The following is a 26,946-nucleotide window of genomic DNA, read 5'->3' as shown; positions in this document are numbered from 1 at the left end:
AGCACCCGGTCCGATGACCGTCGACACCAGCCCGGAAGCCCAGGCGGCGCCCCCGCAGCAGTCCCTCAGCACCCACGCCGCGCGGAACCTCGCCTCGACCACCAAGTCCGCCCCGCAGATGCAGGAGATCACCTCCCGCTGGCTGCTGCGGACGCTCCCCTGGGTCGAGACCAAGGGCGGCGCCTACCGGGTCAACCGCCGGCTCAGCTACACCGTCGGCGACGGACGGGTGGAGTTCGTCCAGGACGGCGCCACCGTCCGCGTGATCCCCCGCGAGCTCGGCGAACTCGCCCTGCTGCGCGGCTTCGACGACGTCGACGTGCTCACCGCCCTCGCCGACCGCTGCGTCCAGCGCGACTTCTCCGCCGGCGACATCATCGTCACCCGGGGCAACGCGGCCGGCGAGATCCACCTCCTCGCCCACGGCCGGATCAGCCAGACCTCCGAGGGCCCCTACGGCGACGACGTCGCCGTCGCCGTGCTCGGAGACGGCGACCGCTTCGGCGAGAACGCGCTGCTCGACGCCGACGCCACCTGGGACTACACGGCCACCGCCGAGACGGCGGGCACCCTGCTCACCCTCTCCCGCGCCGACTTCGCCTCCGTCATGGCGAACTCGCCGGCCCTCCAGGCCCACATCGAGGAGTTCTCCAGCCTCCCCGACCAGGCGCAGAACAAGCACGGCGAGGCCGAGATCGCCATGTCCGCCGGGCACGTCGGCGAGGCCGTCCTCCCCGGCGCCTTCGTGGACTACGAGCTCAAGCCGCGCGAGTACGAACTCTCCGTCGCGCAGACCGTCCTCAAGGTCCACACCCGCGTCGCCGACCTCTACAACGGCCCGCACAACCAGACGGAGGAGCAGCTCCGCCTGACCATCGAGGCCCTGCGCGAGCGCCAGGAGCACGAGCTCATCAACAACCGCGAGTTCGGCCTCCTGCACAACGCCGACTTCAAGCAGCGCATCCAGACCCACTCGGGCCCGCCCACCCCGGACGACATGGACGAGCTGCTCTGCCGCCGCCGGGGCACCAAGCTCTTCCTCGCCCACCCGCGCACCATCGCCGCCATCGGGCGCGAGTTCAACGCCCGCGGCCTCTACCCGGACCACGTCGACCTCGGCGGCCAGTCCGTGCCGGCCTGGCGCGGCGTCCCGATCCTGCCCTGCAACAAGATCCCGATCACCAAGGAGCAGACCAGCTCCATCATCGCCATGCGCACCGGCGAGGAGAACCAGGGCGTCATCGGCCTCCGCCAGACCGGCCTCCCGGAGGAGTACGAGCCCGGCCTGTCCGTCCGCTTCATGGGCATCAGCGAGCAGGCGATCATGTCCTACCTCGTCACCACCTACTACTCCGCCGCCGTCCTCGTCCCCGACGCCCTCGGCGTGATGGAGAACGTGCAGATCGCCCGCCGCCGCGACTGACACCCCCGTCCGTCCCGGCCCCGGGACCGACACCCCACCCAGCAAGGAGCAACGGATGCCCGACCCCGGGCTCTCCCCCCTGCCGGCACACCTGCCCGCGGCGGCGGCCCGCCTCGGGGCCGACGTCCTCGCCCAGGTCCTCACCGGCCCCGCCGCCGAGGCTCCCGCGCCACCGGCCGCCCCCCGCTGGATCCCCGGCGGGCCCAGCGGCCTCGGCACGGCGAGCGTGTCCCTCGCCCGTCCGGCACCCCTCCCGGTGCCGGACACGGTGCCGGACCCCGCCGAGGCGGCGCCCGCCGCCCCCTCGGCGGCGGAGGGCCGGCCCATCCCCGGCCTCTACTTCCACCCCGTCCCGGACCCCGACCCGGTCCGGGTGGACGAGGTGAGCCGCCGGATCAAGGACTGGGCCGTCGACGAGGTCCAGCTCTTCCCGGACGAGTGGGAGGGACAGTTCGACGGCTTCTCCGTCGGGCGCTACATGGTGGCCTGCCACCCCGACGCCCCGACCGTCGACCACCTCATGCTCGCCACCCGGCTCATGGTCGCGGAGAACGCCGTCGACGACTGCTACTGCGAGGACCACGGCGGCTCGCCGATCGGCCTCGGCGGCCGCCTCCTCATGGCGCACACCGCGCTCGACCCCGTCCACACCACCCCGGAGTACGCCCCGGCGTGGGCGGACTCGCTCGGTTCGGACGCCCCGCGCCGCGCCTACCGCTCCGCCATGGACTACTTCGTCCGCGCGGCCTCGCCCTCCCAGGCCGACCGCTTCCGCCACGACATGGCCCGGCTCCACATGGGCTACCTCGCCGAGGCGGCCTGGGCCGAGACCGACCACGTGCCCGAGGTGTGGGAGTACCTGGCCATGCGCCAGTTCAACAACTTCCGCCCCTGCCCCACCATCACCGACTCCGTCGGCGGCTACGAACTGCCGGCGGACCTGCACGCCCGGCCGGAGATGCAGCGGGTCATCGCCCTCGCGGGCAACGCGACGACCATCGTCAACGACCTGTACTCCTACACCAAGGAGCTTTCCAGCCCCGGCGTCCACCTCAACCTGCCGGTGGTGCTCGCGGAGCGCGAGAAGCTCTCCGAGCGCGACGCCTACCTCAAGGCGATCGAGGTCCACAACGACCTCATGCGCGCCTTCGAGGCCGCCGCCGCCGACGTGGCCGCCACCTTCGCCGTCCCGACCGTGCTGCGCTTCCTCAAGGGAGTCGCCACCTGGGTCGACGGCAACCACTACTGGCACCAGACCAACACGTTCCGCTACAGCCTGCCCGACTTCTGGTAGGCCCGACTTCCGAAATGGATCTCTCTGTGACCACCGAGCTGACCTCCACCGAAGCCTCCGCGATCATCCCCGGCCCGGCCACGCCGTACCAGGGCGACATCGCCCGCTACTGGAACGCCGAGGCCCGGCCCGTGAACCTGCGCCTCGGTGATGTGGACGGCCTCTACCACCACCACTACGGCATCGGCGCCGTCGACCACGCCTCCCTCGGCACCCCCGAGGACAGCGAGTACGAGAAGAAGCTGATCGCCGAGCTGCACCGGCTGGAGTCCGCCCAGGCCGAGGTCCTCCTCGACCACCTCGGCACCGTCACCCCCGCCGACACCCTCGTCGACGCCGGCTGCGGCCGCGGCGGATCCAGCGTCATGGCCCACCAGCGCTTCGGCTGCCACGTCCGCGGCGTCACCCTCTCCTCCACCCAGGCCGAGTTCGGCAACCGCCGCGCCCGCGAGCTGGGCATCGCCGACCACGTCAGCGCCCAGGTCTGCAACATGCTCGACACCCCGTTCGAGAAGGGCAGCGTCACCGCCTCCTGGAACAACGAGTCCAGCATGTACGTCGACCTCGACGACCTGATGGCCGAGCACTCCCGCTTCCTCAAGGTCGGCGGCCGCTACGTCACCATCACCGGCTGCTGGAACCCGAAGTACGGCCAGCCCTCCAAGTGGGTCTCCCAGATCAACGCCCACTTCGAGTGCAACATCCACTCCCGCCGCGAGTACCTCAAGGCGATGGCCGACAACCGCCTGGTGCCCCAGGCCGTGATCGACCTGACCCCGGACACGCTGCCCTACTGGGAGCTGCGCGCCACCTCGTCGCTGGTCACCGGCATCGAGGAGGCGTTCATCGAGTCGTACAAGGACGGCTCCTTCCAGTACGTCCTGATCGCCGCCGACCGCGTCTGACCCCCGCGCCACCGGCCACCGGGCCGGGTCCGTCCACCGTGACGGACCCGGCCCCGTGCCGTTCCCTGCCACGACGCACCGGCGCCGAACCCTTCGGCGACACGTCCGGGTCTGCGGCATCGTGGACGGGAGCCCGGAGCCGAGCCGTCGGGGGACGGCGGCCGTCCGGAGCAGACAGGGGGAACACGACTCATGGACCACGGGACGAGTCCGAGACCCGGCACCGCGCGCGCGACCGCGGAACAGGACCGGCCGGGGCGCGGCCGGGGCGTGCTCGAAGGGGCCTTCGCCCTGCTCGACGCGCTGCACCGGTGCGGCGACGAGGCCGGCGTCACCGAACTGGCCCTCGCCTGCGGGGTGCCGAAGGGCAGCGCCCACCGGCTGCTCGACCAGCTGGTGGCCGTCGGCGCGGTCGAGCGGCGCGGCTCGCGCTACCGCGTCGGCCCGCAGCTCTACCGGCTCGGCCAGGCCTGGGAGCCGCACCCGGGACTGCGGCTCGCCGCCCGGCTGCCGGTGCAGCGGCTGCGGGCCGCGACCGGCGCCAGCGTCGTCCTCGCCGTCCTGAGCGAGGACCGGGCCATCGTCGTCTCCTCGGCGCCGGGCGAGCTGGAACCCCTGGTGCCGGTACGGAACGGCACCGCCTTCCGGCTCGACACCGCCGCCGGACACGCGCTGCGCGGACCCCTCAGGGGCGGGCCCGTCCTCGACCGCGAGGACGTGATGGACGGGGTGTGCTGCGCCGCCTTCCCCGTCCGCGGCCGAGACGGCCGGACCGTCGCCGCGCTCGCCGCCATGGTGCCGGCCGGACGGCGGCTCGACGCCCTCGCCGAGGCCGCCGCCGACGCGGGAGCCGCGCTCGGCCGCGCCCTGGCCCGGGGCGTACCGCACCGCGCCGTCCCGCCGGCCGCGCTCGCCCCCTGACCCCCTCGCCGCACTCCTCACGGGACCGGTTCCGTTGAGCGGAACGCGCGTAGAACGGGCCGGGGGAGGGGCGGCACAGTAAGGGACGTGCCGGGGGAACGGCACACCAGAGAAGAGCAGAACGAGAACCTTCGGGGGAGACACACCATGCGCAAGAACCGGGTCGCACGCATCGCCGCCACCGCCCTCCTCGGGCTCGGCACCCTCGGCGCCTTCGCCGGCACCGCCCACGCCGAGCCGATCGACTACGTGCGGATCGAACTCGTCGAGCTGCACTGCCAGAAGAACAGCGAGGGCGACCACGACGAGGCGTACCTCAAGATCACCGACGCCAACGGCAACGCCGTCAAGGTCTGGCCGGGCAACGGCATCAAGTACCAGACCATGGGCACCGGTTACGTCCGCTCCATGGCCGACGGCAACGGCAACGCCGCCCTCATCCTCGGCAAGGAGCAGGCCCGCACCCTGACCCTGTGGGACTACGACTCCACCAGCGGCGACGACAAGCTCGGCGCCACCCTCGTCACCGGCAGCGAGGTCGGCGCCGAGACCCAGTGGCGCAGCGTCGAGGGCTCCGGCGGCGTCTACGTCATCGGCTACCGGGTCATCGACATCTGATCCGTCGGGGAGAATCACCGAGGGCCGTGCCGGGCGACCGGCACGGCCCTCTTCGACGTGACCGGGGTCACGGGAACCCGCTCGCGGGGCCGGACAGACGAGAGACGTGAACAACGACCTGCGCGCCCGCATCCGGGACGGAGACCCTCCGGCCTTCGCCGCACTCTTCGACTCGTACGCCCGGAGCGTCTACAACCACGCCTTCCGGCTCACCGGCGACTGGTCCGTCGCCGAGGACGTCATGGCGGCCACCTTCATGGAGGCCTGGCGGCTCCGGGCGAAGGTGGACCCCGAAGGGGGCTCCCTACGGCCCTGGCTCCTCGGCATCGCCACCAACGTGGCCCGCAACCACTGCCGGAGCAACCGCCGCTACCGGGCCGCCGCCGCGGCCTACGCCGAAGCCGGCCCCGCCGAGGCGTCGGTGCCCGACCACGCCTCCGAGGTCGCGGGCCGGATCGACGACCGCCGCCGCATCGCGGCCACCCTGCGCGCGCTCGGCGCCCTGCGCCGCACCGAACGCGAGGTCCTCGTGCTCTGCCTCTGGGAGGGCCTCGCCTACACCGAGGCCGCCCAGGCGCTCGGCCTCCCCGTCGGCACCGTCCGCTCCCGGCTCTCCCGCGCCCGCGCCAAGCTGCGCACCGCGGCCGAGGGAGAACTCGCCCGGGAAATCCGGGAGATCCGGGAACCCGCTCCCCGCTCCCGACAGACAACAGGTGACCGCGTGAACGCGGTCCGGCCCGCACAGGAGGGAATCCGATGAACCCCGACCCGGACGAGACCCGAACGGCGAACCGGCGGGAGACCGGAGACCTCCCGGCGATCGAGGAGCACGACCTTCCTCCGGGCCGCCACCAGTTCCACAAGGAGCGCCTGATGAACCGGATCAGCGACGACCGCGTCGCCGCGGCCCGCCCCGCACACAACCCCTTCCTGCGGAAGGCGGTCCTCCTCCCGGCCGCGACCGCCCTCGCCGGCGCGCTCGCCGTCGGCGTCCTGCTCCTCACGCCCGGCGGCGGCGACCGCCCCGACGGCCGTGCCACCGGACCCGTCCTCACCACCCGGCTCGGCACCGTGGACGCGCAGGGCGCGCCCCGGTTCCTGGAGCGGATCTCGCTCGCCGCCGCCGAGGCGGACGCCCCGCACGGCCGGGCCGGCCAGTACGTCTACATCGAGACGCGCTCCGCGGGCGTGCACGTCAAGACCGTGAGCGGCGTGAGCGGCGTCGTGGGCGTGCCCCTGCACACCCGGCAGACCTGGAAGTCCCCCGACGGCCTCGACGGCTGGTTGATCGAGCCCGGGAACACCGGCCCCGAGGGCATCACCCTGGCGGGCCCCGACGAGACCGGAAACCCGCCGAAGCCGCACCTCGGCGCGCCCTCGTACGACTACCTCGCGGGTCTTCCCACCGACCCCGGCGCGCTGCTGCGGAAGATCTACGAGGAGACCGAGGGGCAGGGCAACGACAGGGACCAGCAGGCCTTCACCACCATCGGCGACCTGCTCGGCGAGAGCTGGCCGTCCCCGAAGCTGACGGCCGCGCTCTACCGGGCCGCGGCGCGGATCCCCGGCGTCGTCCTGGTCGACAGCGCCACCGACGCCGCCGGCCGCACGGGCGTCGCGGTCGCGAGGCTCGACGAGGCCGGCGGCACGCGCACCGAGTGGATCTTCGATCGGAAGACGTCCGCCTTCCTGGGGTCGCGCACGGTCCAGGTGGGCGCCGACCCGGAGGGCCTGATGGAGCCCGGCACCGTCCTCGGCACCCACGCCGTCATGGCCCGGGCCTTCGTGGACGGGATCAGGCAGACCCCGTAGCCGGAGGACCGGACCGGACGCGGCGGGGGCCGCGGGGCCGAAGCCCCGCGGCCCCCGCCGGTCAGACCGCGTCGGGCGCGTGCAGTTCGCCCGACCGGGCCACCCGGGAGTACCAGCGGGCGCTGGTCTTCGGGGTGCGCTCCAGGGTGTCGTAGTCCACCCGGACCATCCCGAACCGCTTCGCGTAGCCGTACGCCCACTCGAAGTTGTCCAGCAGCGACCACAGGAAGTAGCCCTGGACGTCGACGCCGTCGGCCATCGCCCGGTGCACCGCCTCCAGGTGCGCGTGGACGAAGGCGGTGCGCTCGGGGTCGTGCACCCCGCCGTCCTCGCCGACCACGTCCTCGTACGCGGCGCCGTTCTCGCTGATCACCAGCGGCAGGTCCGGGTACGCGTCGGCGGTCCGGCGCAGCAGGTCGTACATGCCGCTGGGGTCGACCGGCCAGCCCATCGCGGTCCGCTCGCCCGGCGCCCGGTGGAAGGCGACCGAGTCGGCGCCCGGCCACGGGGAGTGGGCGCTGTCGCCGTGCCCGTCGTCCTGCGGCTTCTCCTCGCCCGCGGCGACGTGCGCCACCAGGGTGGGGGCGTAGTAGTTGATGGCGAGGAAGTCGAGCGGCTGGTTCGCCGTCGCCGTGTCGCCCTCGTGGACGAAGGACCAGTCGGTGAGGTGCCGGGTGTCGGCGATCAGGTCCTCGGGGTAGGCGCCCTCCAGCATCGGGCCGAGCCAGACCCGGTTGCCGACGGCGTCGATGCGGCGGGCCGCCTCCACGTCCTCGGCGGAGGTGCTGCGCGGGCGCACCTCGTGCAGGTTCAGCGAGACCGAGATCTGCCGGTCCGCCGGCAGCGCGGCGCGCAGCGCCTGGACGGCGAGCCCGTGGCCGAGGTTCAGGTGGTGGGCGGCGCGCAGCGAGGCGACCGGGTCGGTGCGGCCGGGAGCGTGCACACCGGAGCCGTAGCCGAGGAAGGCGCTGCACCAGGGCTCGTTGAGCGTGGTCCACCGCTTGACGCGGTCGCCGACCGCGTCGGCGACGATCCCGGCGTACTCGGCGAAGCGCTCGGCCGTGGCGCGCTCGGGCCAGCCGCCCGCGTCCTCCAGCTCCTGCGGGAGGTCCCAGTGGTAGAGGGTGAGGGCCGGCTCGATGCCGGCGGCCAGCAGCTCGTCCACGAGCGACCGGTAGAAGTCCAGGCCCTTCTGGACGGCGGGACCCCGGCCGGTGGGCTGCACCCGGGACCAGGAGACGGAGAACCGGTAGGCGTTCAGGCCCAGTTCGGACATGAGCGCGACGTCCTCGCGGAACCGGTGGTAGTGGTCGACGGCCACGTCGCCGGTGTGGCCCTCGAAGACCTTGCCGGGGGTGTGCGAGAAGGTGTCCCAGATGGACGGGGTGCGACCGTCCTCACGGGCCGCTCCCTCGATCTGGTAGGCGGCGGTGGCCGCGCCCCAGAGGAAGTCGGAGGGGAACTGGCGGACGGCGGTGAGCGGCCGGGTCTCGGACGCGGTCATAGGAGGGAGCTCCCAACGCGGGGTACGGGGCGGTCCGTTCGGGTCCGGCGACTGCGGCGGACCCGTACGGCCGACGGGAATTGCGGTACGGAGAGGGGTGGGGCGGGTCAGCTCTTGACCGCGCCGGCGGTGATGCCGCCCACGATGTGCTTGCCCAGGAAGGCGAAGACCAGCAGCAGCGGCACGGTCGATATCAGCGCGCCGGTCAGGACGATCGCGTGGTCGACGGTGTGGTTGCCCGCGCCGAGTCCGGCGAGGGCGACCTGGAGGGTCGGGTTGCCGTCCGGGGTGAGCGCGATGAAGGGCCAGAAGAAGTCGTTCCACGCCTGTACGAAGACGAGCATGCCGAGCACGGCCATGGCCGGGCGGGCCACCGGGAAGACCACGTGCCAGATGATCCGCAGGCTGTGCGCGCCGTCCATCCGGGCCGCCTCGACGAGCTCGACGGGCAGCGCCTCGACGAGGAACTGGCGCATGAAGAAGACGCCGAAGGCCGCGACGAGCGAGGGCAGGACGACCGACTGGAGCTGGTCGAACCAGTTGAGGTCGGTGATGATCTGGTAGAGCGGGATGACGCTGAGCTGCGGCGGGATCGTCATGGTGGCGACGACCAGGGAGAGCAGCATGCCACGGCCCTTGAAGGGCAGTTTGGCGAAGGCGAAGCCGGCCAGCGTGGAGAAGAGGACGGTGGAGGCGGCCACCAGGCTCGCCACGACCGTGGTGTTGATCAGGGCCTCGCCCATGTCGACCTGTTCCCAGGCGAAGCTGAGGTTGTCGAGCAGGCGGGAGCCGGGCAGCAGCGGGGCCGGTGCCTGGACGACGCGGTCGCCGGTGTGCGAGGCGGCGACCACGTTCCAGTACAGCGGGAAGAGCGAGATCACCGTCGCGACGATCAGCAGGACGTAGGTGAGCGGTCCGGCGTGGTGCTGCCGGCCCGCCGTCTGGCGGAAGCGGCGGCGGCCCGGGCGGGCGCCCGGCGTCTTGGGCTCGACGGACGGGGAGGTGTCGAGGGTGCGGGCCATGGGTCAGTCCCCCAGCTTCTTGCGGTTGCGGCGGGAGACGAGCGCCTGGATGCCGCCGATGAGCAGCAGGAGCGCCAGCATGACCCAGGCGATCGCGGAGGCGGAGCCCAGCGCGCCGGTGATCCAGCCCTTTTCGTACATGAGCAGGCTCAGGGTCTGGAACTGGTGGCCGCTGCCGCCGCTGATGCCGACGCTGCCGCCGAAGAGCATCGGCTCGCCGAAGAGCTGGGTGGCGCCGATGGTGGAGACGATGATCGTGAAGAAGATCGTCGGCCGGATGGAGGGGATGGTGACGCTGATGAACTGGCGCCAGCGGGACGCGCCGTCCAGCGAGGCGGCCTCGTAGAGGTCCTGCGGCACGGCCTGCATGGCGGCCAGGTAGATCAGCGCGTTGTAGCCGGTCCAGCGCCAGGTGACGATGACGGAGATCGCGATCTGCGCCGGCCACTTGGAGTTCTTCCAGTCGATCGGCCCGATCCCGACCCAGTCCAGGACGCCGTTGATCATCCCGTAGTCGGTGTTGAAGAGCTGGGCGAAGACCAGGGTCGCCGCCGCGATCGAGGTGGCGTACGGGGCGAGGATGGCGACCCGGAAGAAGCCGCGGCCGCGGAGCTTGTAGTTCAGCAGGTGGGCGAGGCCGAGGGCCATCAGCAGCTGCGGGACGGTGGAGATGACACCGATGGTGAAGGTGTTGAGCAGCGCGTTCCAGAAGAACTCGCTGGTGGCGAGGTCGGTGTAGTTCTCCAGTCCCTTCCACTCGGGGGTGCCGCCGAGCTCGACCCGGTTGAGCGACAGCCAGCCCGTGTAGATCAGCGGGAAGAGGCCGAAGGCGGCGAAGGTGAGGAAGAAGGGCGTGATGAAGACGTACGGGATCGCCTTGACGTCCCAGCGGTAGAGGGTGCTGCGCCAGCCGCCCGGGCCGGAGCGGCGGCGCCGGCCGCGCGAGGCGGGCGGGGAGGGCGGGGCGGGGGGCGGCGGGGTGCCGCCCCGCTCCGCCCGTACGGAGGTGGCCACGGGTGGCGTCCTTCCAGGTCGATGCGTGCGGTGATGCGGACGGCGCCGGCCCGCCGCCGGCAGGTGGCGGCGGGCCGGCGCGCGGTCCCCGCTACTGCTGGATCTTGTCGTCGACCAGCTTCTTGACGTTCTCCCAGGCCTTGCCCGGGTCGGTGCCGCGCTGCTCGATGTCGAGGATGCCGTTGTCGGTGAGGAAGGTCTTCACCTGGCCGTCGTAGCGGCTGATGACGGCGGGGGTGATGCCGGCCGCCGCCGAGGAGAAGATCTTGCCGACCGGGGTGTCGCCGAAGTACGGCAGCTTGGCGTCCTGCACCGCCGAGGAGAGCAGGGTGTCCTTGGAGGACGGGATGTTGCCGTTCACCGCGAAGACCTTGGCGTGCTGCTCGGGGGCGGTCAGCCAGGCCGCGAGCTCGGCGGCCTCCTTGGTGTGCTTGCCCGCCTTGGGCACGGCGAGGAAGGCGCCGCCCCAGTTGCCGGCGACCGGCGGTGCGGCGATGTCCCACTTGCCCTGGTTGGCGGGACCGGCCTGGTCCTTGATGATGCCGGTCATCCAGCTCGGGCAGGCGACGGTGGCGAACTTGGAGTTCTTGAAGGCGGCGTTCCAGGTGCCCGCCTCGTCGAACTGGCGCAGCTTGGCGGTGAGTCCGCCCTGGGCGGCCTTGACGCCGAGCTCCCAGGCCTTCTTCACGCCGGGGCTGTTCTCCCAGTCGAGCTTGCCGCTGGAGTCGGCGTACTGGACGGGGTCGCTGGAGAGGACGGCGTTGAAGAGGCCGCTGGCGGAGTCGTGGAAGGAGGTGCCGGCGGGGGCGTTCTTCTTGTACGTCTCGCCGACGGTGAGGAACTTCGCCCAGTCGCCGTTCCACAGCTTGCCGACCTCGTCGCGGTCGGTGGGCAGCTTGGCCTTGGCGAAGAGGTCCTTGTTGTAGCAGACGGCCATCGGGCCGATGTCGGTGCCGAGGCCGATGACCTTGCCGTCGGCGGTGGTGGCCTGCTTCACCTTCCAGTCGAGGAACTTGGAGGTGTCGGCGCCGCCCTCCTTGACGACGTCCAGCCACTTGGCGGCCATGGTGGGGCCGGTGGCCTCGGCGATGTAGCCGACCTCGATCGCCTGGATGTCGGCGGTGCCGCTGTTCTGGGAGAGGCGCAGCTTCAGCGTGTCCCAGTACTTCTGACCGTCGGAGACGTTCGACTCCTCGATCTTGATGTTCGGGTGGAGCCGCTCGTACTCGGCGTACAGCTTCGCGCCGGTCTTGTTGTCGTAGCCGAAGGACCCGAAGGTGCCGACGCGCAGGGTGATCTTCCCGCCGTCCTTCCCGGCCTCGTCGTCCTTGTCGCTTCCGCAACCGGTGAGCAGGACCGTGCCGGTCACCACTGCGGCGACCGCCGCGGCGGCCGTGCGGCGTCCGCGTCTGCTGCTGGAAGTGCGCATTCCACTCTCCTCGTCCAAGGTGGTGCTCGTTGTGCGCCAAGAGGTCCGGCCGGCTGCTCGCGGCTCGGCGGGCCCTGCCGGGACCTGATGCAGGCTGTGCCGCCCCCTGATGGGAGCGCTCCCACGTCGTTGCCGGAAGGTTGCCGCCGGGGGGGTGGGGGTGTCAAGACATGAACGCGGTTTCGTTACCGGAAGGTGTTCGGCGGGTTTCCCCGTACCGGAACGTGGTCCTTCACGTCATCTCCTGAACGCACGCGTGGCGCGGCGGGAGTGCCGTGCTCTAGGGTGGGAGCGCTCCCATCCCGGTGTGGCCCCCCGCGGGCCCCTTTCCACCGGCACGGCCCGCACCGCCTGTCGGAGGGCCCGCCCCACCGAGGCCCTGGTGAGCGGCACGAGGTCCGACGAGGGGAGCACGGCGACGGTGAACGGACGGCAGAACAGCAGACCCACCCTGGAGCAGGTCGCGGCCCGCGCCGGGGTCGGCCGGGGCACCGTCTCGCGGGTCATCAACGGCTCCCCGCGCGTCAGCGAGCAGACCCGAGCCGCCGTGGCCCGGGCCGTCGCCGAGCTGGGCTACGTCCCCAACCAGGCCGCCCGCGCGCTCGCCGGCAGCCGCACGGACGCCGTCGCCCTCGTCATCCCCGAGGCCGAGGCCCGGCTCTTCGCCGAGCCCTACTTCCTCGACCTGATCCGCGGCGTCAGCGCCGAGCTCGCCGAGGCGGACAAACAGCTCCTGCTCACCCTGGTCCGCAGCGAGCAGGAGCGGCAGCGCTTCGAGCAGTACCTCGCCGCCCAGCGCGTCGACGGCGTCCTCCTCGCCTCCGTCCACGGCGACGACCCGCTGCCCGACCGCATCCGCGAACTCGGCATCCCGGTCGTCATGAACGGCCGCCGCTCCGAGGCCGAACCCGTCCCGTACGTCGACTCCGACAACATCGGCGCCGGCCGGGCCGCCGTCGCCCACCTGGTGGGCCGCGGCAGGCAGCGCATCGCCACCGTCACGGGACCCCTGGACATGTACGTGGCCCGGGCCCGCCTCGGCGGCTACCGGGCCGGACTGGCGGAGGCGGGCCACGCCCCCGACGAGGGCCTGGTCGCCGCCGGCGACTTCACCGAGGACGGCGGCCGCGCGGCCATGCGCAGCCTCCTGGAACGCCGCCCCGGCCTGGACGCCGTCTTCGCCGCCTCCGACGTGATGGCCGCCGGCGCCCGCGCCGCGCTGCGCGAGGCGGGCCGCCGCGTCCCCGAGGACGTCGCCCTGGTCGGCGTCGACGACTCCCCGGTCGCCCGCCTCATGGACCCCCCGCTCACCAGCGTCCGCCAGCCCATCGAGGAGATGGGCCGCACCATGGCCCGCATGCTCCTCGGCGACGCCGGGGTCACCCCGGAGGACACCCCGAAGCGCGTCCTGCCGACGGAGCTGGTGGTGCGGGGGTCCTGCTGAACGACGGCACGGCTGAGGCCGGACGGGGTCTTCCGGGCCCGTCCGGCCTTGGTCGTGCCGGGGTGGTTCGTCCGCGGGGGTGCCGCGCCCGTTCCCGCCGGGCCGGGTGCGGCACCCCCCTCGGAGGCGTTACAGCGCCGGGTGGGCGTTCTTCATGAGCTCCTGGAACTGGGCCGAGAACCACTGGCCCGAGATCGGGGCGTCGGGGAGGGAGCCCGACATGCTGTTGCCGTTACGGGCGTTGCCCGTGTAGGTGGGGTCGCACATGCGGTCGAAGCCCTTGCCCTCGTTGTTCGGGATCTCCTTCGAGGCGCCGTCGGACTCGCCCGGGGGCTTCATCCAGACGTACGCGTCGATGCCGGCCGCGGGGGCCGCCTGGGGACGCTCGCCGAGGCCGGCGCCGGACTGGTTGCACCAGTTGCCGAGGTGGATGCGGCGGTCGTAGCGGCCGCCGTTCACGTAGGTGTCGACGCTGGTCAGCGCGCCCGGGCCGGTGGGCCGGGCGGTGCCGCCCCAGCCGTTGCGGGAGGTGTCGATCAGCATGCCGAGCTTGCTGTCGAAGCCGAGGGCGACGAGCTTGTCGCGCATCGCCTGGGCGTAGGAGAGCTCGTCGGCGTACTGGTTCCAGTCGACCCACTTCGACGTGCGGACGGAGGTGCCGTTCACACTGTCGCTGATCTTGAAGTTCTCCTCCTTCAGCGCGCTGTAGTTGGCGGTGTTCACGATGAAGCCGTGGACGTTGGAGACCGTGGAGCCCTCGGCGGTCGCGGCCTGCTTGAACAGTTCGGCGGAGGGGCCGAAGTTGGAGTCCCAGCCCAGCCAGCCGTGGTGGCCCGCGTCGACGTAGTTGTAGACGTTGGCGATCGAGCCGAGCTTGTTGAGCGCGTAGCCGACGCCCTTGATGTAGTTGCCGTTCTCCTTCATCACGTTGCAGTTGGCCGTCTCGGTGGGACGCCCGGCCACGTTGGTGACGAGGTTCGGCAGCGAGTCGATCTCGACCGTGGTGACGATCCGCAGGCTCGCGTACTTCGGGTCGGCGAGGATCGCCGCGATCGGGTCGATGTACTGCGACTTGTACTTGTCGATCTCCGTCGGGCCCAGCTCGCCGTTGGAGGCGAGCGCGGCACAGTCGCGGCCGGGCAGGTTGTAGATGACCAGCTGGACGACGAGCTCGCCGCTGCCCTTCTGGACCAGGGCCTCGTCGAGGTGGGCGCGCAGCCCCATGCCGCCGTTGACGCCGGCGATGGCGGCGGTGCGGTCCAGCCAGACGCCGGTCGGCTGGTTGGAGATCCGGCTGCCGCCCGGCTCGGCCGCGGCCTTCGCGGACCACTCGGGGTTGACGTACACCTTGGCGCCCGCGTACGGGTTGTCCGCCTTCTGGCCGGGCGGCGGGGTGGTCGGCGGCGTCGTGGGCGGGGTGGTCGGGGGAGTGGTGGGCGGGGTGGTCGGCGGGTCCGTCGGCTGCGTGGTGGTGTTGCAGGTGACGCCGTTCAGCTTGAAGGTGGCGGGCACCGCGTTGGTGCCGCTGTACGAGCCGTTGAAGCCGAAGGAGGTCGAACCGCCGGTGGCCAGCGTGCCGTTGTAGGACAGGCTCTTGGCGGTGACGGCGGCGCCGGACTGGGTGATCGTCGCGTTCCAGCCCTGGGTGACCTGCTGGTTGCCGGCGTAGCTCCACTCCAGCGTCCACGCGGTGGTCGGGTCGCCGGTGTTGGTGACGACGACGTTGGCGCCGAAGCCGGTGTTCCACTGGTTGGTGATGCTGTAGTCGACCTTGCAGCCCGGGGTGGCTGCGCCGGCGGTGGCGCCGAAGACCGTGGCGGTCGCTCCGGTCGCGGTGATGAGGCCGAGGGCCGCCAGAAGGGCGGTACGGCTGGTGCGGCTCATGGGGGTGGGGGTTCCTTTCGGGTGGTGATGCTGGTGGTTTCCGCGGCGGGTCACGGGTTGACGGCGCGCAGGTGGTCGCGCAGTCCGATGCCGAACGCGGTGGGGGTGCCGTCGTACGAACTGATCAGCGCGGGACCGGAGTTGCAGTTCCAGGTGTTCCAGGTCCAGCCCAGGTACGAGAGCCCGCGGTCGTCGAACCACTTCATGACGCGGTCGACGAACGCGTGTCCGCAGGTGTTCTCGCCGATCTCGCCGGCCAGCAGGGGGACCTGCGCGGCGACGGGGGCGAGGGTGTCGTTCCAGCACGTCTCGGTGGAGCAGGTGTTGAAGTTGTAGACGTGCCAGGCGGCGCCGAGATTCTGCGCCGGGTCGGTGGGGCGGTACGTCAGCCACTGGCTGAGGTCGTTGGAGTACGCGAGGCCCGGGACGAGGACGAGGTTCTTCGCCCCCGTGGCGCGGACCGCGTCCAGCAGGTCCTGCATGCCGGCGACCTCGTAGCCGATGCCGGGGCAGGTGCCGCCGTCGCGCCAGCAGGTCCATGCCTGGGTCGCGGTGGAGGTCGCCCGGTCCGGATAGGGCTCGTTGAAGAGGTCGAAGACGACGCGCTTGTCGTTCTTGAAGGTGTTCGCCACCGAGGTCCAGAACGCCGGGGTGTACTGGGCGTTCGGCATCGGCTTCTGGCAGGTGGCGTGCGTGTCGGCGCAGCCCGAGGAGTTGCCGGTGTACTGCCCGTGGGTCCAGTGCAGCTCGACGACCGGGGTCATGCCGTGGGCCAGGACCTTGGTCACCAGGTCCTTGACGGCGCTGACGTAGTTGTCGCCGCGGTACTCGGGCTTGACGTTGTCCAGGCCGAGCCAGCACTCCTCGTTGAGGGGGATGCGGACGGTGTTGGCCTTCCAGTCGGCGATGGCCTGGACGGAGGCGTCGTCGGCCGGGCCGTCCCAGATGCCGTAGCCCTGGACGCACATGAACTCGCCGCCGGAGCGGTTGACGCCGAGGAGCCGGCGGACCGCGCCGTTCTGGTCGGTGAACTTGTTGCCGGAGACGGTGAGTTGGGGCGCGCCGTTGACCGGGGTCGGCGGCGGCGAGGTGGGCGGGGTGGTCGGGGGAGTGGTGGGAGGCGTGGTCGGGGGATCGGTGGGCGGGGTCGTGGGCGGATCGGTCGGGGGAGTGCTGGTGGGCGGGGTGGTCGGCCCGTCCACGGTGCACGGCACGCCGCCGAGCGTGAAGGCGGTGGGGGCCGTGTTGGTCCCCGTCCACGAGGCGATGAAGCCCGTGGTCGCCTTCGCGCCGACGCCGAGCTGGGCGTTCCAGCTCTCGTTGGTCACGGTGACGGCGGCGCCGGACTGGGTCCACTTGCCGCCCCAGCCCTGGCTGACCTGCTGGCCGGCCGGGAAGGAGAAGCCGAGGCTCCAGCCGTTCAGCGCGGTGCCGTTGTTGGTGACGGTGAGGGCACCCTGGAAGCCTCCGGTCCACTGGTTGGTGACCGAGTACTCCACGGTGCAGACGGGTGCGGCCGCGGCTCCTGAGGCCGTACCCACGACGGCGAGCGCGGTGCTCGCCATCATGACGGCTGCTCCTGCGAGCAGCGCGGTGGGACGTGGGGGTCGTCGCATGAGCGAGTCCTCGCAGCGAGGGCACGCCCCCTACGGCGTGCCACTGGATGGAATCGCTCCCACTGGTCGGGGCAGACCGTAGCGGCAACAGCGGCCAAGCAAAAGAGGAGTTGAGGAAATTGCTCGTCGTTTGCCTTCGACTCTTCACGCATCTTGACGTGGTTGCGTCACGCTTGCACAGTGGGAGCGCTCCCACTGGTTCACGGCTTGTTCACGCACCGCCTGTACGGCCCGCTCCGCGCACCTCGTGGCGTTCCGTACGGTCCCCTCTTCGCACCACCCGACCTCCCGAGCCGCGAGGAGATCCACCCGCATGCCACGCCTGAGACCACGCCGCCCACGCCGGCACCTCACCGCCCTGACCGCCGCGCTCTCGCTCCCCCTCGGCCTGCTGGCCGCCGGTGCCGGAGCCGGCACCGCGCAGGCCGCCGCCGTGCAGTGCAGCGTCGACTACAAGACCAACGACTGGGGTTCGGGCTTCACCGCCGAGCTCACCCTGACCAACCGGGGCACCGCCGCTCTGAACGGCTGGACCCTCACGTACTCCTACGCCGGTGACCAGAAGCTCACCAACGGCTGGAACGGCGTCTGGTCCCAGTCCGGGAAGAACGTGACGGTCACCAACGCCGGCTGGAACGGCACCGTCGCCGCCGGCGCGGCCGTCACGGCCGGCGGCCAGTTCACCTACAGCGGCGCCAACGCCGCCCCCACGAACTTCGCCGTCAACGGCACCTCGTGCACCGGCGCCCACCAGCCGCCGGTCGCCGTCCTCACCAGCCCCGCCGCCGGCGCGGTCTACGCCGCGGGCGACGCCGTCCCGCTCGCCGCCACCGCCGCCGCGGCCGACGGCGCCACCGTCGACAAGGTCGAGTTCTACAGCGATACGACCCTGCTCGGCACCGACACCACCGCGCCCTTCACACACAGCGCCGCAGGTCTCGCCGCGGGCGCACACTCGCTCTACGCGAAGGCGTACGACAGCCAGGGCGCCTCCGCCGAGTCCGCCCCGGTCGGCATCACGGTGGCCGCGGGCCCCGCGCTCGTCGCCACGCCCGGACAGCTCGCCGTCCGCCAGGGCGGCACCGGCACCTTCGACCTCAAGCTGTCGACGGCCCCGGCGTCGAACGTCACGGTCACCGTGGCCCGTACCTCCGGCAACACCGGTCTGACCGCGTCCCCCGCCTCGCTCACCTTTACCCCGGCGAACTGGAACACCGCCCAGAAGGTGACCGTCACCGCGGCGGCCACCGGCACCGGCGTCGCCGTCTTCACCGCGACCGCCCCCGGCCACGCCAAGGCGGAGATCCAGGCCACCCAGCTCGCCGCGGACTCCACCTACGACGCCCGCTTCCTCGACCTGTACGGGAAGATCACCAACCCGGCCAACGGCTACTTCTCGCCCGAGGGCATCCCGTACCACTCCGTCGAGACCCTGATCGTCGAGGCCCCCGACCACGGGCACGAGACGACCTCGGAGGCGTACAGCTACCTGATCTGGCTCCAGGCCATGTACGGCAAGATCAGCGGCGACTGGACCAAGTTCAACGGCGCGTGGGACACCATGGAGAAGTTCATGATCCCCACCCACGCGGACCAGCCGACGAACTCCACCTACAACGCGTCCAAGCCGGCCACCTACGCCCCCGAGTGGGACCTCCCCTCGCAGTACCCGGCGAAGCTGGACTCCGGCGTCACCTCCGGCTCCGACCCGATCGCGGCCGAGCTGAAGAGCGCGTACGGCACCGACGACATCTACGGCATGCACTGGATCCAGGACGTCGACAACGTCTACGGCTTCGGCAACGAGCCGGGCAAGTGCTCCGCGGGACCGACGGCGACCGGCCCCTCCTACATCAACACCTTCCAGCGCGGCCCGCAGGAGTCCGTCTGGGAGACCGTCACCCACCCGACCTGCGACAACTTCTCCTACGGCGGCAAGAACGGCTACCTCGACCTCTTCACCGGGGACTCGTCCTACGCCAAGCAGTGGAAGTACACCAACGCCCCCGACGCGGACGCCCGCGCCGTCCAGGCCGCCTACTGGGCCGACCTCTGGGCCAAGGAGCAGGGCAAGGGCTCCCAGGTCTCGGCGACCGTCGGCAAGGCCGCCAAGATGGGCGACTACCTGCGGTACGCGATGTTCGACAAGTACTTCAAGAAGGTCGGGAACTGCGTCGGCCCGACCGCCTGCCCGGCCGGCACCGGCAAGGACAGCTCCCACTACCTGATGTCCTGGTACTACGCCTGGGGCGGCGCCGTCGACACCTCGGCCGGCTGGTCCTGGCGGATCGGCTCCAGCCACGCCCACGGCGGCTACCAGAACCCGCTCGCCGCCTACGCGCTCAGCGAGTACGCCCCGCTCAAGCCCAAGTCGGCCACCGGCCAGGCGGACTGGGCCACCAGCCTCGACCGGCAGCTGGAGTTCTACCGCTGGCTCCAGTCCAGCGAGGGCGCCATCGCGGGCGGTGCCACCAACAGCTGGCAGGGCCGCTACGCCACCCCGCCGGCCGGCACCCCCACCTTCCACGGCATGTACTACGACGAGAAGCCCGTCTACCACGACCCGGCGTCGAACCAGTGGTTCGGCTTCCAGGCGTGGTCGATGGAGCGGGTCGCGGAGTACTACCAGCAGACCGGTGACACCGCGGCGAAGACCGTCCTCGACAAGTGGGTCTCCTGGGCGCTGTCCAAGACCACGATCAACCCCGACGGCACCTTCCGCATCCCGTCCACCCTCCAGTGGTCCGGCGCGCCCGACACCTGGAACGCGGCGAACCCCGGCGCCAACACGGGCCTGCACGTCACCGTCGCCGACTACACCAACGACGTCGGCGTGGCCGCCGCCTACGCCAAGACCCTGACCTACTACGCGGCCAAGTCCGGCCACGCGGAGGCCAAGCGGGTCGCCAAGGCCCTGCTCGACGGCATGTGGGACCACCACCAGGACCCGCTGGGCATCGCCGTGGAGGAGACCCGCGCCGACTACAACCGCTTCGACGACCCGGTGTACGTGCCGAGCGGCTGGACCGGCGTGATGCCGAACGGCGACGCGGTGAACAACACCTCCACCTTCGCCTCGATCCGCTCCTTCTACCAGGACGACCCGGCCTGGCCGAAGATCGAGGCCTACCTGGCGGGCGGCGCCGCCCCCGTCTTCACCTACCACCGGTTCTGGGCCCAGGCGGACATCGCCCTGGCCATGGGCTCGTACGCGGAGCTGCTCGAATAACAGCCCGCCCCGCGAGAGCGTGCTGCGCGTACGACATCGAGGCCGGGCGGACCCCGAAAGGGGCCCGCCCGGCCTTCGTGCGTTTCCGGACCGCCCCGCCGGCACGGGCGGACGACGGACGGCCGGGTCGGCGCGGGGTGACGGACGGTCGGGTCGGTGCGAGGCGACGGACGGCCGGGCCAACGCGAGGTGAGGAGCGGCCGGGTCGGTGCGAGCGACGGACGGCCGGGCCAACGCGAGGTGAGGAGCGGCCGGGTCGGTGCGAGCGACGGACGGCCGGGTCAGCGCGAGGTGACGAACGGTTCGGTCAGGTGCGGTGTCGCGAGGTGGAGGGTGTCGGCGTCCCCGGTGCGCAGCAGCCGCTCGCGCGAGGCCCGGGCCCGCTCGGGGTCCATCTCGTGGGCGTAGGCGAGCGCGGGGTGGAGCAGCTGGATCGCGTGCACGAGCAGGTCGCCGGTGACGGCGAGGCGTTCGCGCCCGGACGTGACGAGCACGCTCTGGTGGCCGGGCGTGTGACCGGGCGTGGCGAGGACGCGCTCGCCGCCGCGCAGCGCGGTCGCGCCGTCGAGCAGCCGCAGCTGGTCGGTCTTCCGCAGCGGGTCGACGAGCCGGGACCGCAGCAGGGGGTTGATCGCGTCGAGCGCGTCGAGCTCGGCGCGCTGGAGCAGGTACTCGGCGTTCGGGAAGTACGGCCGTGCCGCGTCCGTGCCGACGACGGCCCAGCCGACGTGGTCGGTGTGCAGGTGGGTGAGCACCACGGTGTCGACGTCGGACGGGTCGATCCCGGCGGCGGCCAGGGAGTCGGGCAGCACCCCGGGCACGGGCGCCCACGCCGCCGCCGGGCTGTCGGCCGGGCCGATCCCCGCGTCGACGAGCGTCACGCCGCGCTCGCCGAGGATCGCGAACGCGCGGAAGCGGAGCCACCAGCGGCCGTCGGCGTCGAGCGCGCCGGGATCGAAGCGGTCGGCCGCCGCCCACTGCTCGTCGGTGGCGTCGGGGAACGCCTCCGACCTGGGGGAGAAGAAGGGGCCGGCGCCGTCGGCGAGCGCGAGGACGGTGTACGGACCGAGCTTGAGGGAAGGGAGCATCCGTCCGATGGTGCCACCGCCGGGCGGCCCGCCGCCAGACGGTTCCCCGCTCCCGTCCCGTCGCCCGGGCGGCCCGCTCCGGAGGTCCATTGACGCGCGCGGGCTCCCCTCCTACGTTCTCGTTCGGACATACGACCGTTGGTCGATATTTCGAACGCCTTGAACGAGAGGGAATCGCGTGTCCCATCCCGAACGCACCACCCGCACCGCTCGTTTCACCCTCGACCCCGACTTCACCGTCGGCCGCGTCGATCCGCGCCTGTACGGCTCCTTCGTCGAGCACCTCGGGCGCTGCGTCTACACCGGCATCCACGAGCCGGGACACCCCGCCGCCGACGAGGACGGACTGCGCACCGACGTCCTGGAGCTGGTCCGCGAGCTGGGCGTCACCGTCGTGCGCTACCCGGGCGGCAACTTCGTCTCCGGCTACCGCTGGGAGGACGGCGTCGGTCCGGTCGAGGAGCGGCCGCGGCGGCTCGACGTCGCCTGGCGCTCCACCGAGTCGAACCGTTTCGGCCTCGGCGAGTTCATGACCTTCCTGCGCAAGCTCGGTCCCCGGGCGGAGCCGATGATGGCGGTCAACCTCGGCACCCGCGGCATCGCGGAGGCCATGGACCTCGTCGAGTACGCCAACCACCCCGCGGGCACCGCGCTGTCGGACCGCCGGATCGCGCACGGCGACAAGGACCCCTTCGGCATCCGCCTGTGGTGCCTCGGCAACGAGATGGACGGCACCTGGCAGACGGGCCAGAAGACCGCGGAGGAGTACGGCCGGCTCGCCGCCCAGACCGCCCGGGCCCTGCGCCAGATCGACCCGGACCTCGAACTCGTCGCCTGCGGCAGCTCCGCCCGCGACCTGCCGACCTTCGCCTCCTGGGAGGCGACCGTGCTGGCGGAGACGTACGAGGTGGTCGACCACGTCTCGCTGCACGCCTACTACGAGGAGACGGACGGCGACCGGGACTCCTTCCTGGCCTCCGCCGTCCACATGGAGGCGTTCATCGAGGAGGTGGTCGCCACCTGCGACCACGTCGGCGCCCGGCTCAAGTCGCCGAAGCGGCTGACGCTCTCGTTCGACGAGTGGAACGTCTGGTACCAGCGCCGCCCCAACCCGCACCCCTTCGAGGACTGGCAGGAGGCGCCCCGGCTCCTGGAGGACGTCTACACCGTCACCGACGCGGTCGTCTTCGGCTCGTTGCTCATCACGCTGCTGCGGCACGCCGACCGGATCGCGGTGGCCTGCCTCGCCCAGCTGGTGAACGTGATCGCGCCGATCATGACCGAGCCCGGCGGCCCGGCCTGGCGGCAGACCACCTTCTTCCCCTTCGCGCAGGCGGCGCGGCACGGGCAGGGGACCGTCCTCGACGTGCGCCCGGTCTCGCCCGCGTACCGGACGGAGAAGTACGGCGAGGTGCCGCTGCTGCACGCCACCGCCGTACGGGACGAGGACGGCGGCGTGACGGTCTTCGCGGTCAACCGCGACCGGCACCGGGCGCTGCCGCTCGACGTGACCCTGCGCGGCTTCGGCCTGACGGAGGTGGTGGAGCACAGCGCGCTCTCCGACGCGGATCCGGAGGCGTGCAACACCCTGGCCGATCCCGGCCGGGTGGTGCCCCACGCGGTGGCCGGCACGGAGCTGGCGGACGGCGTGCTGAGGGCCGTCCTGGAGCCGATGTCGTGGAACGTCGTCCGGCTCGCCTGACCCCCTCTATTTGAATCCTTTCATCGTGGCGGCGCCCGCCCTGGATTCGAAGCGCTTCGAAAGATCCTGTCCGAAGCGTTGACGTGGCTGACGGGCAACCCTACGGTGACCCAGCAAGCGCTTTCCTGAAACGTTCTAATCACGCGCGGGAGGACGAACTGTGCGTACTCATGGCACTGTCGACCGTCGGAGTCTGCTGAAGATCACGGGTGGCTCGGTGGCGGCACTCGGCCTGACCGCGGCGGGCTGCGGAAGCGGCTCCGGGGGCGGCGACGGCACCGTCACCATCCGGTACACCTGGTGGGGGTCCGACGACCGCGCCAAGCGGATCAACCAGTCGATCGCCCTCTTCGAGAAGAAGTTCCCGAAGATCAAGGTCAAGACCGACTTCCAGCCGTACGCCGACTTCTGGAAGAAGTTCAACACCCAGGCGTCCGGCGGCAACACCCCGGACGTCTTCCAGAACGCCATCGGCTTCCTGCGCAAGTACGACGCCAAGAACGTCCTCCTCGACCTGCGCGAGCAGGTCGAGGCCGGGAACCTCCGCATGGAGGGCTTCCGGGCCGGACTGGAGAAGTTCGGCGAGGTCGACGGCAAGCTGCTCGGCGTCCCCGTCGGCTCCAACTCGATGGCCCTCGTCGTCGACCGGACCGTCTTCGAGAAGGCCAAGGTCACCCCGAAGCCCGGCTGGACCTGGGACGAGTACCACGACGCCCTGGCGAAGATCCGGGAGACCGCCGGCCGGGCCGGCGACGCGGGCCCCTACGGGATCATGTACCTGTACGACATGTACCTGCGCCAGCAGGGCAAGGCCTTCTTCACCGCCTCCGGACTCGGCTTCACCGAGGCCGATCTGACGGACTGGTGGAACAAGGCGGCCGAGCGGCTGAGGTCCGGCGTCTACGCCGACCCGAAGAAGACCATCCAGGCCAAGCCGAAGTCCGCCGTCACCGCCGAACTCGCCGGCTGCGAGTTCACCTGGGACAACTTCGCCGTCCGCTACACCGCCGAGGGCAAGAGCCGGTACGGCCTCGCACCCATCCCGACCACGGACGGCAAGCGCACCGGCCAGTACCTCGGTTCGCTCATGCTCAGCGCCTCCCGGCGCACCAAGCACCCGAAGGAGGTCGCCCAGTTCATCGACTTCATGGTCCACGACCCCGAGGTCGGGAAGATCATGGGCTACGACCGCGGCGTCCCCGCCACCGAGGCGCAGAACGCCGCCTACGCGCCCACCGACGAGGTCGGCCGGCAGATCGCCGCCTACGAGAAGCAGCTCGTCGAGACCCGCGTCCTGGAGCCGATCACCCCGCACCCGGCCGGCGCCGACGTCTGCGAGGCGGCCTTCCTGCGCCTCTCCGAGGAGATGTCCCTGGGCACCCGGACCGTCGCCGACGCGGTGAAGCAGTACTTCACCGAGGCGAAGACGGCCCTCTCCTCCTGATGGACGCCGCCGTGACCACCGTACCGACCCCCGCCGCCCGGGACGCGGCCCCGCCGGGGAAGGGGGCCGCGCCCGCGGTGCCCGCCCCCGGCGGCGGGCGCCCCCGCCGTACGGCGGGCCGCGCCGCCCGGTCCCGCGCCGCCCGCGAGAACCTCGCCGGCTACCTCTTCATGTCCCCCTGGCTCACCGGCTTCCTGCTGCTCACCGCGGGCCCGATGGCCGTCTCGCTCTACTTCGCCTTCACCGACTACAACCTCTTCGACGCCCCCCGCTGGATCGGGCTGGACAACTTCACCGAGATGTTCGGCGACCCCCGCTGGCGCACCTCCGTCGAGGTCACCGGCTGGTACGTGGTCCTCGGCACCCCGCTGAAGCTGGCCGCCGCCCTCGGCGTCGCCGTCCTCCTCAACCAGAGCCGGCGCGGACAGGGCTTCTACCGGGCCGCCTTCTACGCCCCCTCGCTCATCGGCGCCAGCGTCTCCATCGCCATCGTCTGGCGCGCCCTCTTCGCCGACGGCGCCCCGGTCGACCGGGCCCAGCAGCTGATCGGCCTCGACCCGGGCGGCTGGATCGGCGACCCCGACAAGATCATCTACGCCCTGGTGGCGCTCACCGTCTGGCAGTTCGGCGCACCCATGGTCATCTTCCTCGCCGGGCTCAAGCAGGTGCCCCGCGAGCTGTACGAGGCGGCGCAGATGGACGGCGCGGGACCGTGGCGCCGGTTCTGGAACATCACCCTGCCGATGATCTCCCCGGTGCTCTTCTTCAACGTGCTCCTGGAGACCATCCACTCCTTCCAGATCTTCGGCTCCGCCTACATCATCGGCAGCCAGGGCAACGCCTGCGGCCCGGCCGACGGCACGCTCGTCTACACCTGCTACCTCTACGTCCAGGGCTTCGAGAACAGCCGGATGGGCCTCGCCTCCGCGATGGCCTGGATGCTGCTGCTCGCCGTCGGCCTGGTCACGGCGGTCCTGTTCTGGTCCCAGCGGCGCTGGGTGCACTACGAGGAGGGAGGCCGATGAGCCTCGTCCGCACCGGGACGCGGGGCCTGCGCGCCGGCTCCCTCGCCTGGCACCTCGGCTCCCTCGCCGTCCTCGCCGTGGTGCTCTACCCGGTGATCTGGGTGATCGGCGGCTCGTTCAAGCCGAACGACGAGATCGTCGGCAGTCTGAACGTCCTCCCGACGGACCCCATCACCGACAACTACCGGCGGCTCGCCGACGGCATCGCCGACATCCCCGTCTCCACCTTCTTCGGCAACTCGCTCTTCCTGGCGCTCGCCTCGGTCGTCGGCGTGCTGGCCTCCAGCTCGCTCGCCGCCTACGCCTTCGCCAAGATCGGCTTCGCGGGCCGCAACCTGCTCTTCACGCTGATGATCGGCACCCTGCTCCTGCCCTACCACGTGCTGCTCATCCCGCAGTACGTGCTCTTCCAGAAGCTCGAACTGGTCAACACCTACACGCCGTTGCTGCTCGGCAAGTACCTCGCCACGGACGCGTTCTTCGTCTTCCTGATGGTCCAGTTCATGCGGGCCCTGCCCCGGGAACTGGACGAGGCGGCCCGGCTGGACGGCTGCGGACACCTGCGCGTCTACTGGTCGATCGTGCTGCCGCTGTGCCGGCCCGCGCTCATCACCAGCGCCATCTTCACCTTCATCAACGCGTGGAACGACTTCATGGGCCCGCTGATCTACCTCAACGAACCCGAGAAGTACACCGTCTCCCTCGGCCTCAAGATGTTCGTCGACCAGGACGGCGTCGCCAACTACGGCGGCATGATCGCGATGTCGCTCGTGGCGCTGCTGCCCGTGGTCGCCTTCTTCCTCGCCTTCCAGCGGTACCTCATCGACGGCATGGCCACTTCGGGGCTCAAGTGAGGCGCGACCGCTTCCTCGCCCGGTTCGGCGTCTTCGCCGAGTGCCTGCTGACGGGGGTGTGGATCGCCGTCGCCGCGCTCCCGCTCGTCACCCTGCCGGCGGCGCTCGCCGCCGGCGCGGGGCACCTGCGGCGCACCGTCGAGGGCGAGGGGACCGGGCTGCGGTCCTTCGCCGCCGCCCTGCGCGCCGCGCTGCGGGGCGGCGGGCGGGCGGCGGGCCTCGTCTACTGGGCAGCCCTCGCCCTCGTCGGCGCGGACCTCGCGTTCGTACGGGCGCTGCCGGTGCCCGGCGGCCGGGCGGCCGGGGCCCTCGCGCTCCTCGTGGCGCTCTGGGCGACCGTCACCCTGCTGCGGGCGGCCACCGCCTGGCGGCCCGGTGCCTCCTGGCGGGCGCTCCTCCCGGACGCCGGACGCCGCGCGCTGCGGGACCCGGCCGGCTCCCTGCTCGTCGTCTGCGGCCTGGCGGTGGTCGCCGCCTCGGCCTGGTTCTCCGCCCCCCTGGCCCTCCCCGCCCTGGGCCTCCTGCCGGCCGCCACCCTGGCGGCCGAACACCGAGCGTCCACCGCCCTCGCGGACGCCTGACCACCGCACGCCCCCGCGGCCGGGGCCGTACGCCTCCGGCCGCGGGGGACGCGACCCCGACGGGCCCGCCGCTCCGGCCGCCCGCGGGCCCGGCTCGTACCGCCTGACGGGCCCGTGCCCGGCTCGTACGGCCCGGC

21 protein-coding genes are annotated in these 26,946 nt (G+C 71.8%); 14 read left to right on the top strand and 7 right to left on the bottom strand.

Annotation, left to right across the window (positions count from 1 at the left end; genetic code table 11):
* Nucleotides 1-13 precede the first annotated feature (13 nt).
* The 7 genes from IE321_RS20760 to IE321_RS20730 all read left to right on the top strand — a co-directional run bounded on the left by IE321_RS20760 (nt 14) and on the right by IE321_RS20730 (nt 6,973).
* Entirely contained in the window at nt 14-1,423 is a 1,410-nt protein-coding gene (locus IE321_RS20760) for a family 2B encapsulin nanocompartment shell protein (RefSeq protein ID WP_043227927.1), read from the top strand.
* Nucleotides 1,424-1,478: 55 nt separating this feature from the next.
* Nucleotides 1,479-2,717, top strand: coding sequence for a family 2 encapsulin nanocompartment cargo protein terpene cyclase (locus IE321_RS20755; protein WP_043227928.1), 1,239 nt, complete (start codon nt 1,479-1,481; stop codon nt 2,715-2,717).
* A 26-nt stretch (nt 2,718-2,743) separates the two neighbouring features.
* The gene (locus IE321_RS20750; RefSeq protein WP_043227929.1) at nt 2,744-3,622 is read left to right on the top strand and encodes a geranyl diphosphate 2-C-methyltransferase; all 879 of its coding nucleotides are present in this window, start codon (nt 2,744-2,746) and stop codon (nt 3,620-3,622) included.
* A 192-nt stretch (nt 3,623-3,814) separates the two neighbouring features.
* The gene (locus tag IE321_RS20745; RefSeq protein ID WP_190224064.1) at nt 3,815-4,543 is read left to right on the top strand and encodes an IclR family transcriptional regulator; all 729 of its coding nucleotides are present in this window, start codon (nt 3,815-3,817) and stop codon (nt 4,541-4,543) included.
* Between the two features lie 147 nt (nt 4,544-4,690).
* Nucleotides 4,691-5,161, top strand: coding sequence for a hypothetical protein (locus IE321_RS20740; protein ID WP_043227932.1), 471 nt, complete (start codon nt 4,691-4,693; stop codon nt 5,159-5,161).
* Between the two features lie 106 nt (nt 5,162-5,267).
* A complete protein-coding gene (locus IE321_RS20735; protein ID WP_190224063.1) occupies nt 5,268-5,921 on the top strand; it encodes an RNA polymerase sigma factor in 654 nt (217 codons plus the stop codon).
* On the top strand, nt 5,918-6,973 hold the full coding sequence (locus IE321_RS20730; protein ID WP_190224062.1) for a CU044_5270 family protein: 1,056 nt from the start codon (nt 5,918-5,920) through the stop codon (nt 6,971-6,973). The genes IE321_RS20735 and IE321_RS20730 overlap by 4 nt, the downstream gene beginning before the upstream one ends.
* A gap of 61 nt (nt 6,974-7,034) precedes the next feature.
* On the opposite strand, the gene IE321_RS20725 is transcribed toward IE321_RS20730, so the two are convergent.
* From IE321_RS20725 to IE321_RS20710, 4 genes are all read right to left on the bottom strand, one after another.
* Nucleotides 7,035-8,477: a GH1 family beta-glucosidase gene (locus IE321_RS20725; protein WP_043227933.1), complete on the bottom strand. Its 1,443-nt coding sequence runs from the start codon at nt 8,475-8,477 to the stop codon at nt 7,035-7,037.
* 107 nt (nt 8,478-8,584) lie between these two features.
* On the bottom strand, nt 8,585-9,499 hold the full coding sequence (locus IE321_RS20720) for a carbohydrate ABC transporter permease (RefSeq protein ID WP_190224061.1): 915 nt from the start codon (nt 9,497-9,499) through the stop codon (nt 8,585-8,587).
* Between the two features lie 3 nt (nt 9,500-9,502).
* On the bottom strand, nt 9,503-10,513 hold the full coding sequence (locus tag IE321_RS20715) for a carbohydrate ABC transporter permease (protein WP_043227936.1): 1,011 nt from the start codon (nt 10,511-10,513) through the stop codon (nt 9,503-9,505).
* A gap of 91 nt (nt 10,514-10,604) precedes the next feature.
* Nucleotides 10,605-11,942: an ABC transporter substrate-binding protein gene (locus tag IE321_RS20710; RefSeq protein ID WP_190224060.1), complete on the bottom strand. Its 1,338-nt coding sequence runs from the start codon at nt 11,940-11,942 to the stop codon at nt 10,605-10,607.
* 421 nt (nt 11,943-12,363) lie between these two features.
* Between IE321_RS20710 and IE321_RS20705 the strand changes: the two genes are divergently transcribed.
* The gene (locus IE321_RS20705) at nt 12,364-13,386 is read left to right on the top strand and encodes a LacI family DNA-binding transcriptional regulator (protein ID WP_190224076.1); all 1,023 of its coding nucleotides are present in this window, start codon (nt 12,364-12,366) and stop codon (nt 13,384-13,386) included.
* A 129-nt stretch (nt 13,387-13,515) separates the two neighbouring features.
* Here IE321_RS20705 and IE321_RS20700 read toward each other — a convergent pair whose 3' ends face one another.
* Entirely contained in the window at nt 13,516-15,270 is a 1,755-nt protein-coding gene (locus IE321_RS20700) for a glycoside hydrolase family 6 protein (RefSeq protein WP_190224059.1), read from the bottom strand.
* A 50-nt stretch (nt 15,271-15,320) separates the two neighbouring features.
* Nucleotides 15,321-16,886 (bottom strand): cellulase family glycosylhydrolase, encoded by a 1,566-nt coding sequence (locus IE321_RS20695; protein ID WP_190224058.1) that lies wholly within the window; start codon nt 16,884-16,886, stop codon nt 15,321-15,323.
* A 313-nt stretch (nt 16,887-17,199) separates the two neighbouring features.
* Here IE321_RS20695 and IE321_RS20690 point away from each other — a divergent pair, with 313 nt between their 5' ends.
* On the top strand, nt 17,200-20,115 hold the full coding sequence (locus IE321_RS20690) for a glycoside hydrolase family 48 protein (RefSeq protein WP_190224057.1): 2,916 nt from the start codon (nt 17,200-17,202) through the stop codon (nt 20,113-20,115).
* Nucleotides 20,116-20,396: 281 nt separating this feature from the next.
* On the opposite strand, the gene IE321_RS20685 is transcribed toward IE321_RS20690, so the two are convergent.
* Complete coding sequence (locus tag IE321_RS20685) at nt 20,397-21,203, bottom strand: MBL fold metallo-hydrolase (RefSeq protein WP_190224056.1); 807 nt, start codon at nt 21,201-21,203, stop codon at nt 20,397-20,399.
* Nucleotides 21,204-21,381: 178 nt separating this feature from the next.
* Here IE321_RS20685 and arfA point away from each other — a divergent pair, with 178 nt between their 5' ends.
* The 5 genes from arfA to IE321_RS20660 all read left to right on the top strand — a co-directional run bounded on the left by arfA (nt 21,382) and on the right by IE321_RS20660 (nt 26,809).
* Nucleotides 21,382-22,905, top strand: a complete 1,524-nt coding sequence (gene arfA, locus IE321_RS20680) for an arabinosylfuranosidase ArfA (RefSeq protein WP_190224055.1) — start codon at nt 21,382-21,384, stop codon at nt 22,903-22,905.
* A 160-nt stretch (nt 22,906-23,065) separates the two neighbouring features.
* Entirely contained in the window at nt 23,066-24,349 is a 1,284-nt protein-coding gene (locus tag IE321_RS20675; RefSeq protein ID WP_190224054.1) for an ABC transporter substrate-binding protein, read from the top strand.
* Complete coding sequence (locus IE321_RS20670; protein ID WP_190224053.1) at nt 24,349-25,374, top strand: carbohydrate ABC transporter permease; 1,026 nt, start codon at nt 24,349-24,351, stop codon at nt 25,372-25,374. The genes IE321_RS20675 and IE321_RS20670 overlap by 1 nt, the downstream gene beginning before the upstream one ends.
* Nucleotides 25,371-26,228, top strand: a complete 858-nt coding sequence (locus IE321_RS20665; RefSeq protein ID WP_226652732.1) for a carbohydrate ABC transporter permease — start codon at nt 25,371-25,373, stop codon at nt 26,226-26,228. Before IE321_RS20670 ends, IE321_RS20665 begins: the two co-directional genes overlap by 4 nt.
* Nucleotides 26,225-26,809, top strand: coding sequence for a hypothetical protein (locus tag IE321_RS20660; protein ID WP_190224052.1), 585 nt, complete (start codon nt 26,225-26,227; stop codon nt 26,807-26,809). The genes IE321_RS20665 and IE321_RS20660 overlap by 4 nt, the downstream gene beginning before the upstream one ends.
* Nucleotides 26,810-26,946: the final 137 nt, after the last annotated feature.

Source organism: Streptomyces hydrogenans (assembly GCF_014656075.1).
Taxonomy (GTDB): Bacteria; Actinomycetota; Actinomycetes; order Streptomycetales; family Streptomycetaceae; genus Streptomyces; species Streptomyces hydrogenans.
The sequence above is the reverse complement of the archived record's forward strand: the minus strand, read 5'-3'. Positions and strand labels throughout refer to the sequence as shown.

What these genes read in the sequence shown, in the direction of transcription:
- IE321_RS20740 (WP_043227932.1), top strand. Translation starts at nt 4,691, where the DNA reads ATGCGCAAGAACCGGGTCGCACGCATCGCCGCCACCGCCCTCCTCGGG.
- IE321_RS20710 (WP_190224060.1), bottom strand. Translation starts at nt 11,942, where the DNA reads ATGCGCACTTCCAGCAGCAGACGCGGACGCCGCACGGCCGCCGCGGCG.
- IE321_RS20685 (WP_190224056.1), bottom strand. Translation starts at nt 21,203, where the DNA reads ATGCTCCCTTCCCTCAAGCTCGGTCCGTACACCGTCCTCGCGCTCGCC.
- IE321_RS20720 (WP_190224061.1), bottom strand. Translation starts at nt 9,499, where the DNA reads ATGGCCCGCACCCTCGACACCTCCCCGTCCGTCGAGCCCAAGACGCCG.
- IE321_RS20755 (WP_043227928.1), top strand. Translation starts at nt 1,479, where the DNA reads ATGCCCGACCCCGGGCTCTCCCCCCTGCCGGCACACCTGCCCGCGGCG.
- IE321_RS20745 (WP_190224064.1), top strand. Translation starts at nt 3,815, where the DNA reads ATGGACCACGGGACGAGTCCGAGACCCGGCACCGCGCGCGCGACCGCG.
- IE321_RS20695 (WP_190224058.1), bottom strand. Translation starts at nt 16,886, where the DNA reads ATGCGACGACCCCCACGTCCCACCGCGCTGCTCGCAGGAGCAGCCGTC.
- IE321_RS20670 (WP_190224053.1), top strand. Translation starts at nt 24,349, where the DNA reads ATGGACGCCGCCGTGACCACCGTACCGACCCCCGCCGCCCGGGACGCG.
- IE321_RS20690 (WP_190224057.1), top strand. Translation starts at nt 17,200, where the DNA reads ATGCCACGCCTGAGACCACGCCGCCCACGCCGGCACCTCACCGCCCTG.
- IE321_RS20665 (WP_226652732.1), top strand. Translation starts at nt 25,371, where the DNA reads ATGAGCCTCGTCCGCACCGGGACGCGGGGCCTGCGCGCCGGCTCCCTC.
- IE321_RS20760 (WP_043227927.1), top strand. Translation starts at nt 14, where the DNA reads ATGACCGTCGACACCAGCCCGGAAGCCCAGGCGGCGCCCCCGCAGCAG.
- IE321_RS20700 (WP_190224059.1), bottom strand. Translation starts at nt 15,270, where the DNA reads ATGAGCCGCACCAGCCGTACCGCCCTTCTGGCGGCCCTCGGCCTCATC.
- IE321_RS20730 (WP_190224062.1), top strand. Translation starts at nt 5,918, where the DNA reads ATGAACCCCGACCCGGACGAGACCCGAACGGCGAACCGGCGGGAGACC.
- IE321_RS20725 (WP_043227933.1), bottom strand. Translation starts at nt 8,477, where the DNA reads ATGACCGCGTCCGAGACCCGGCCGCTCACCGCCGTCCGCCAGTTCCCC.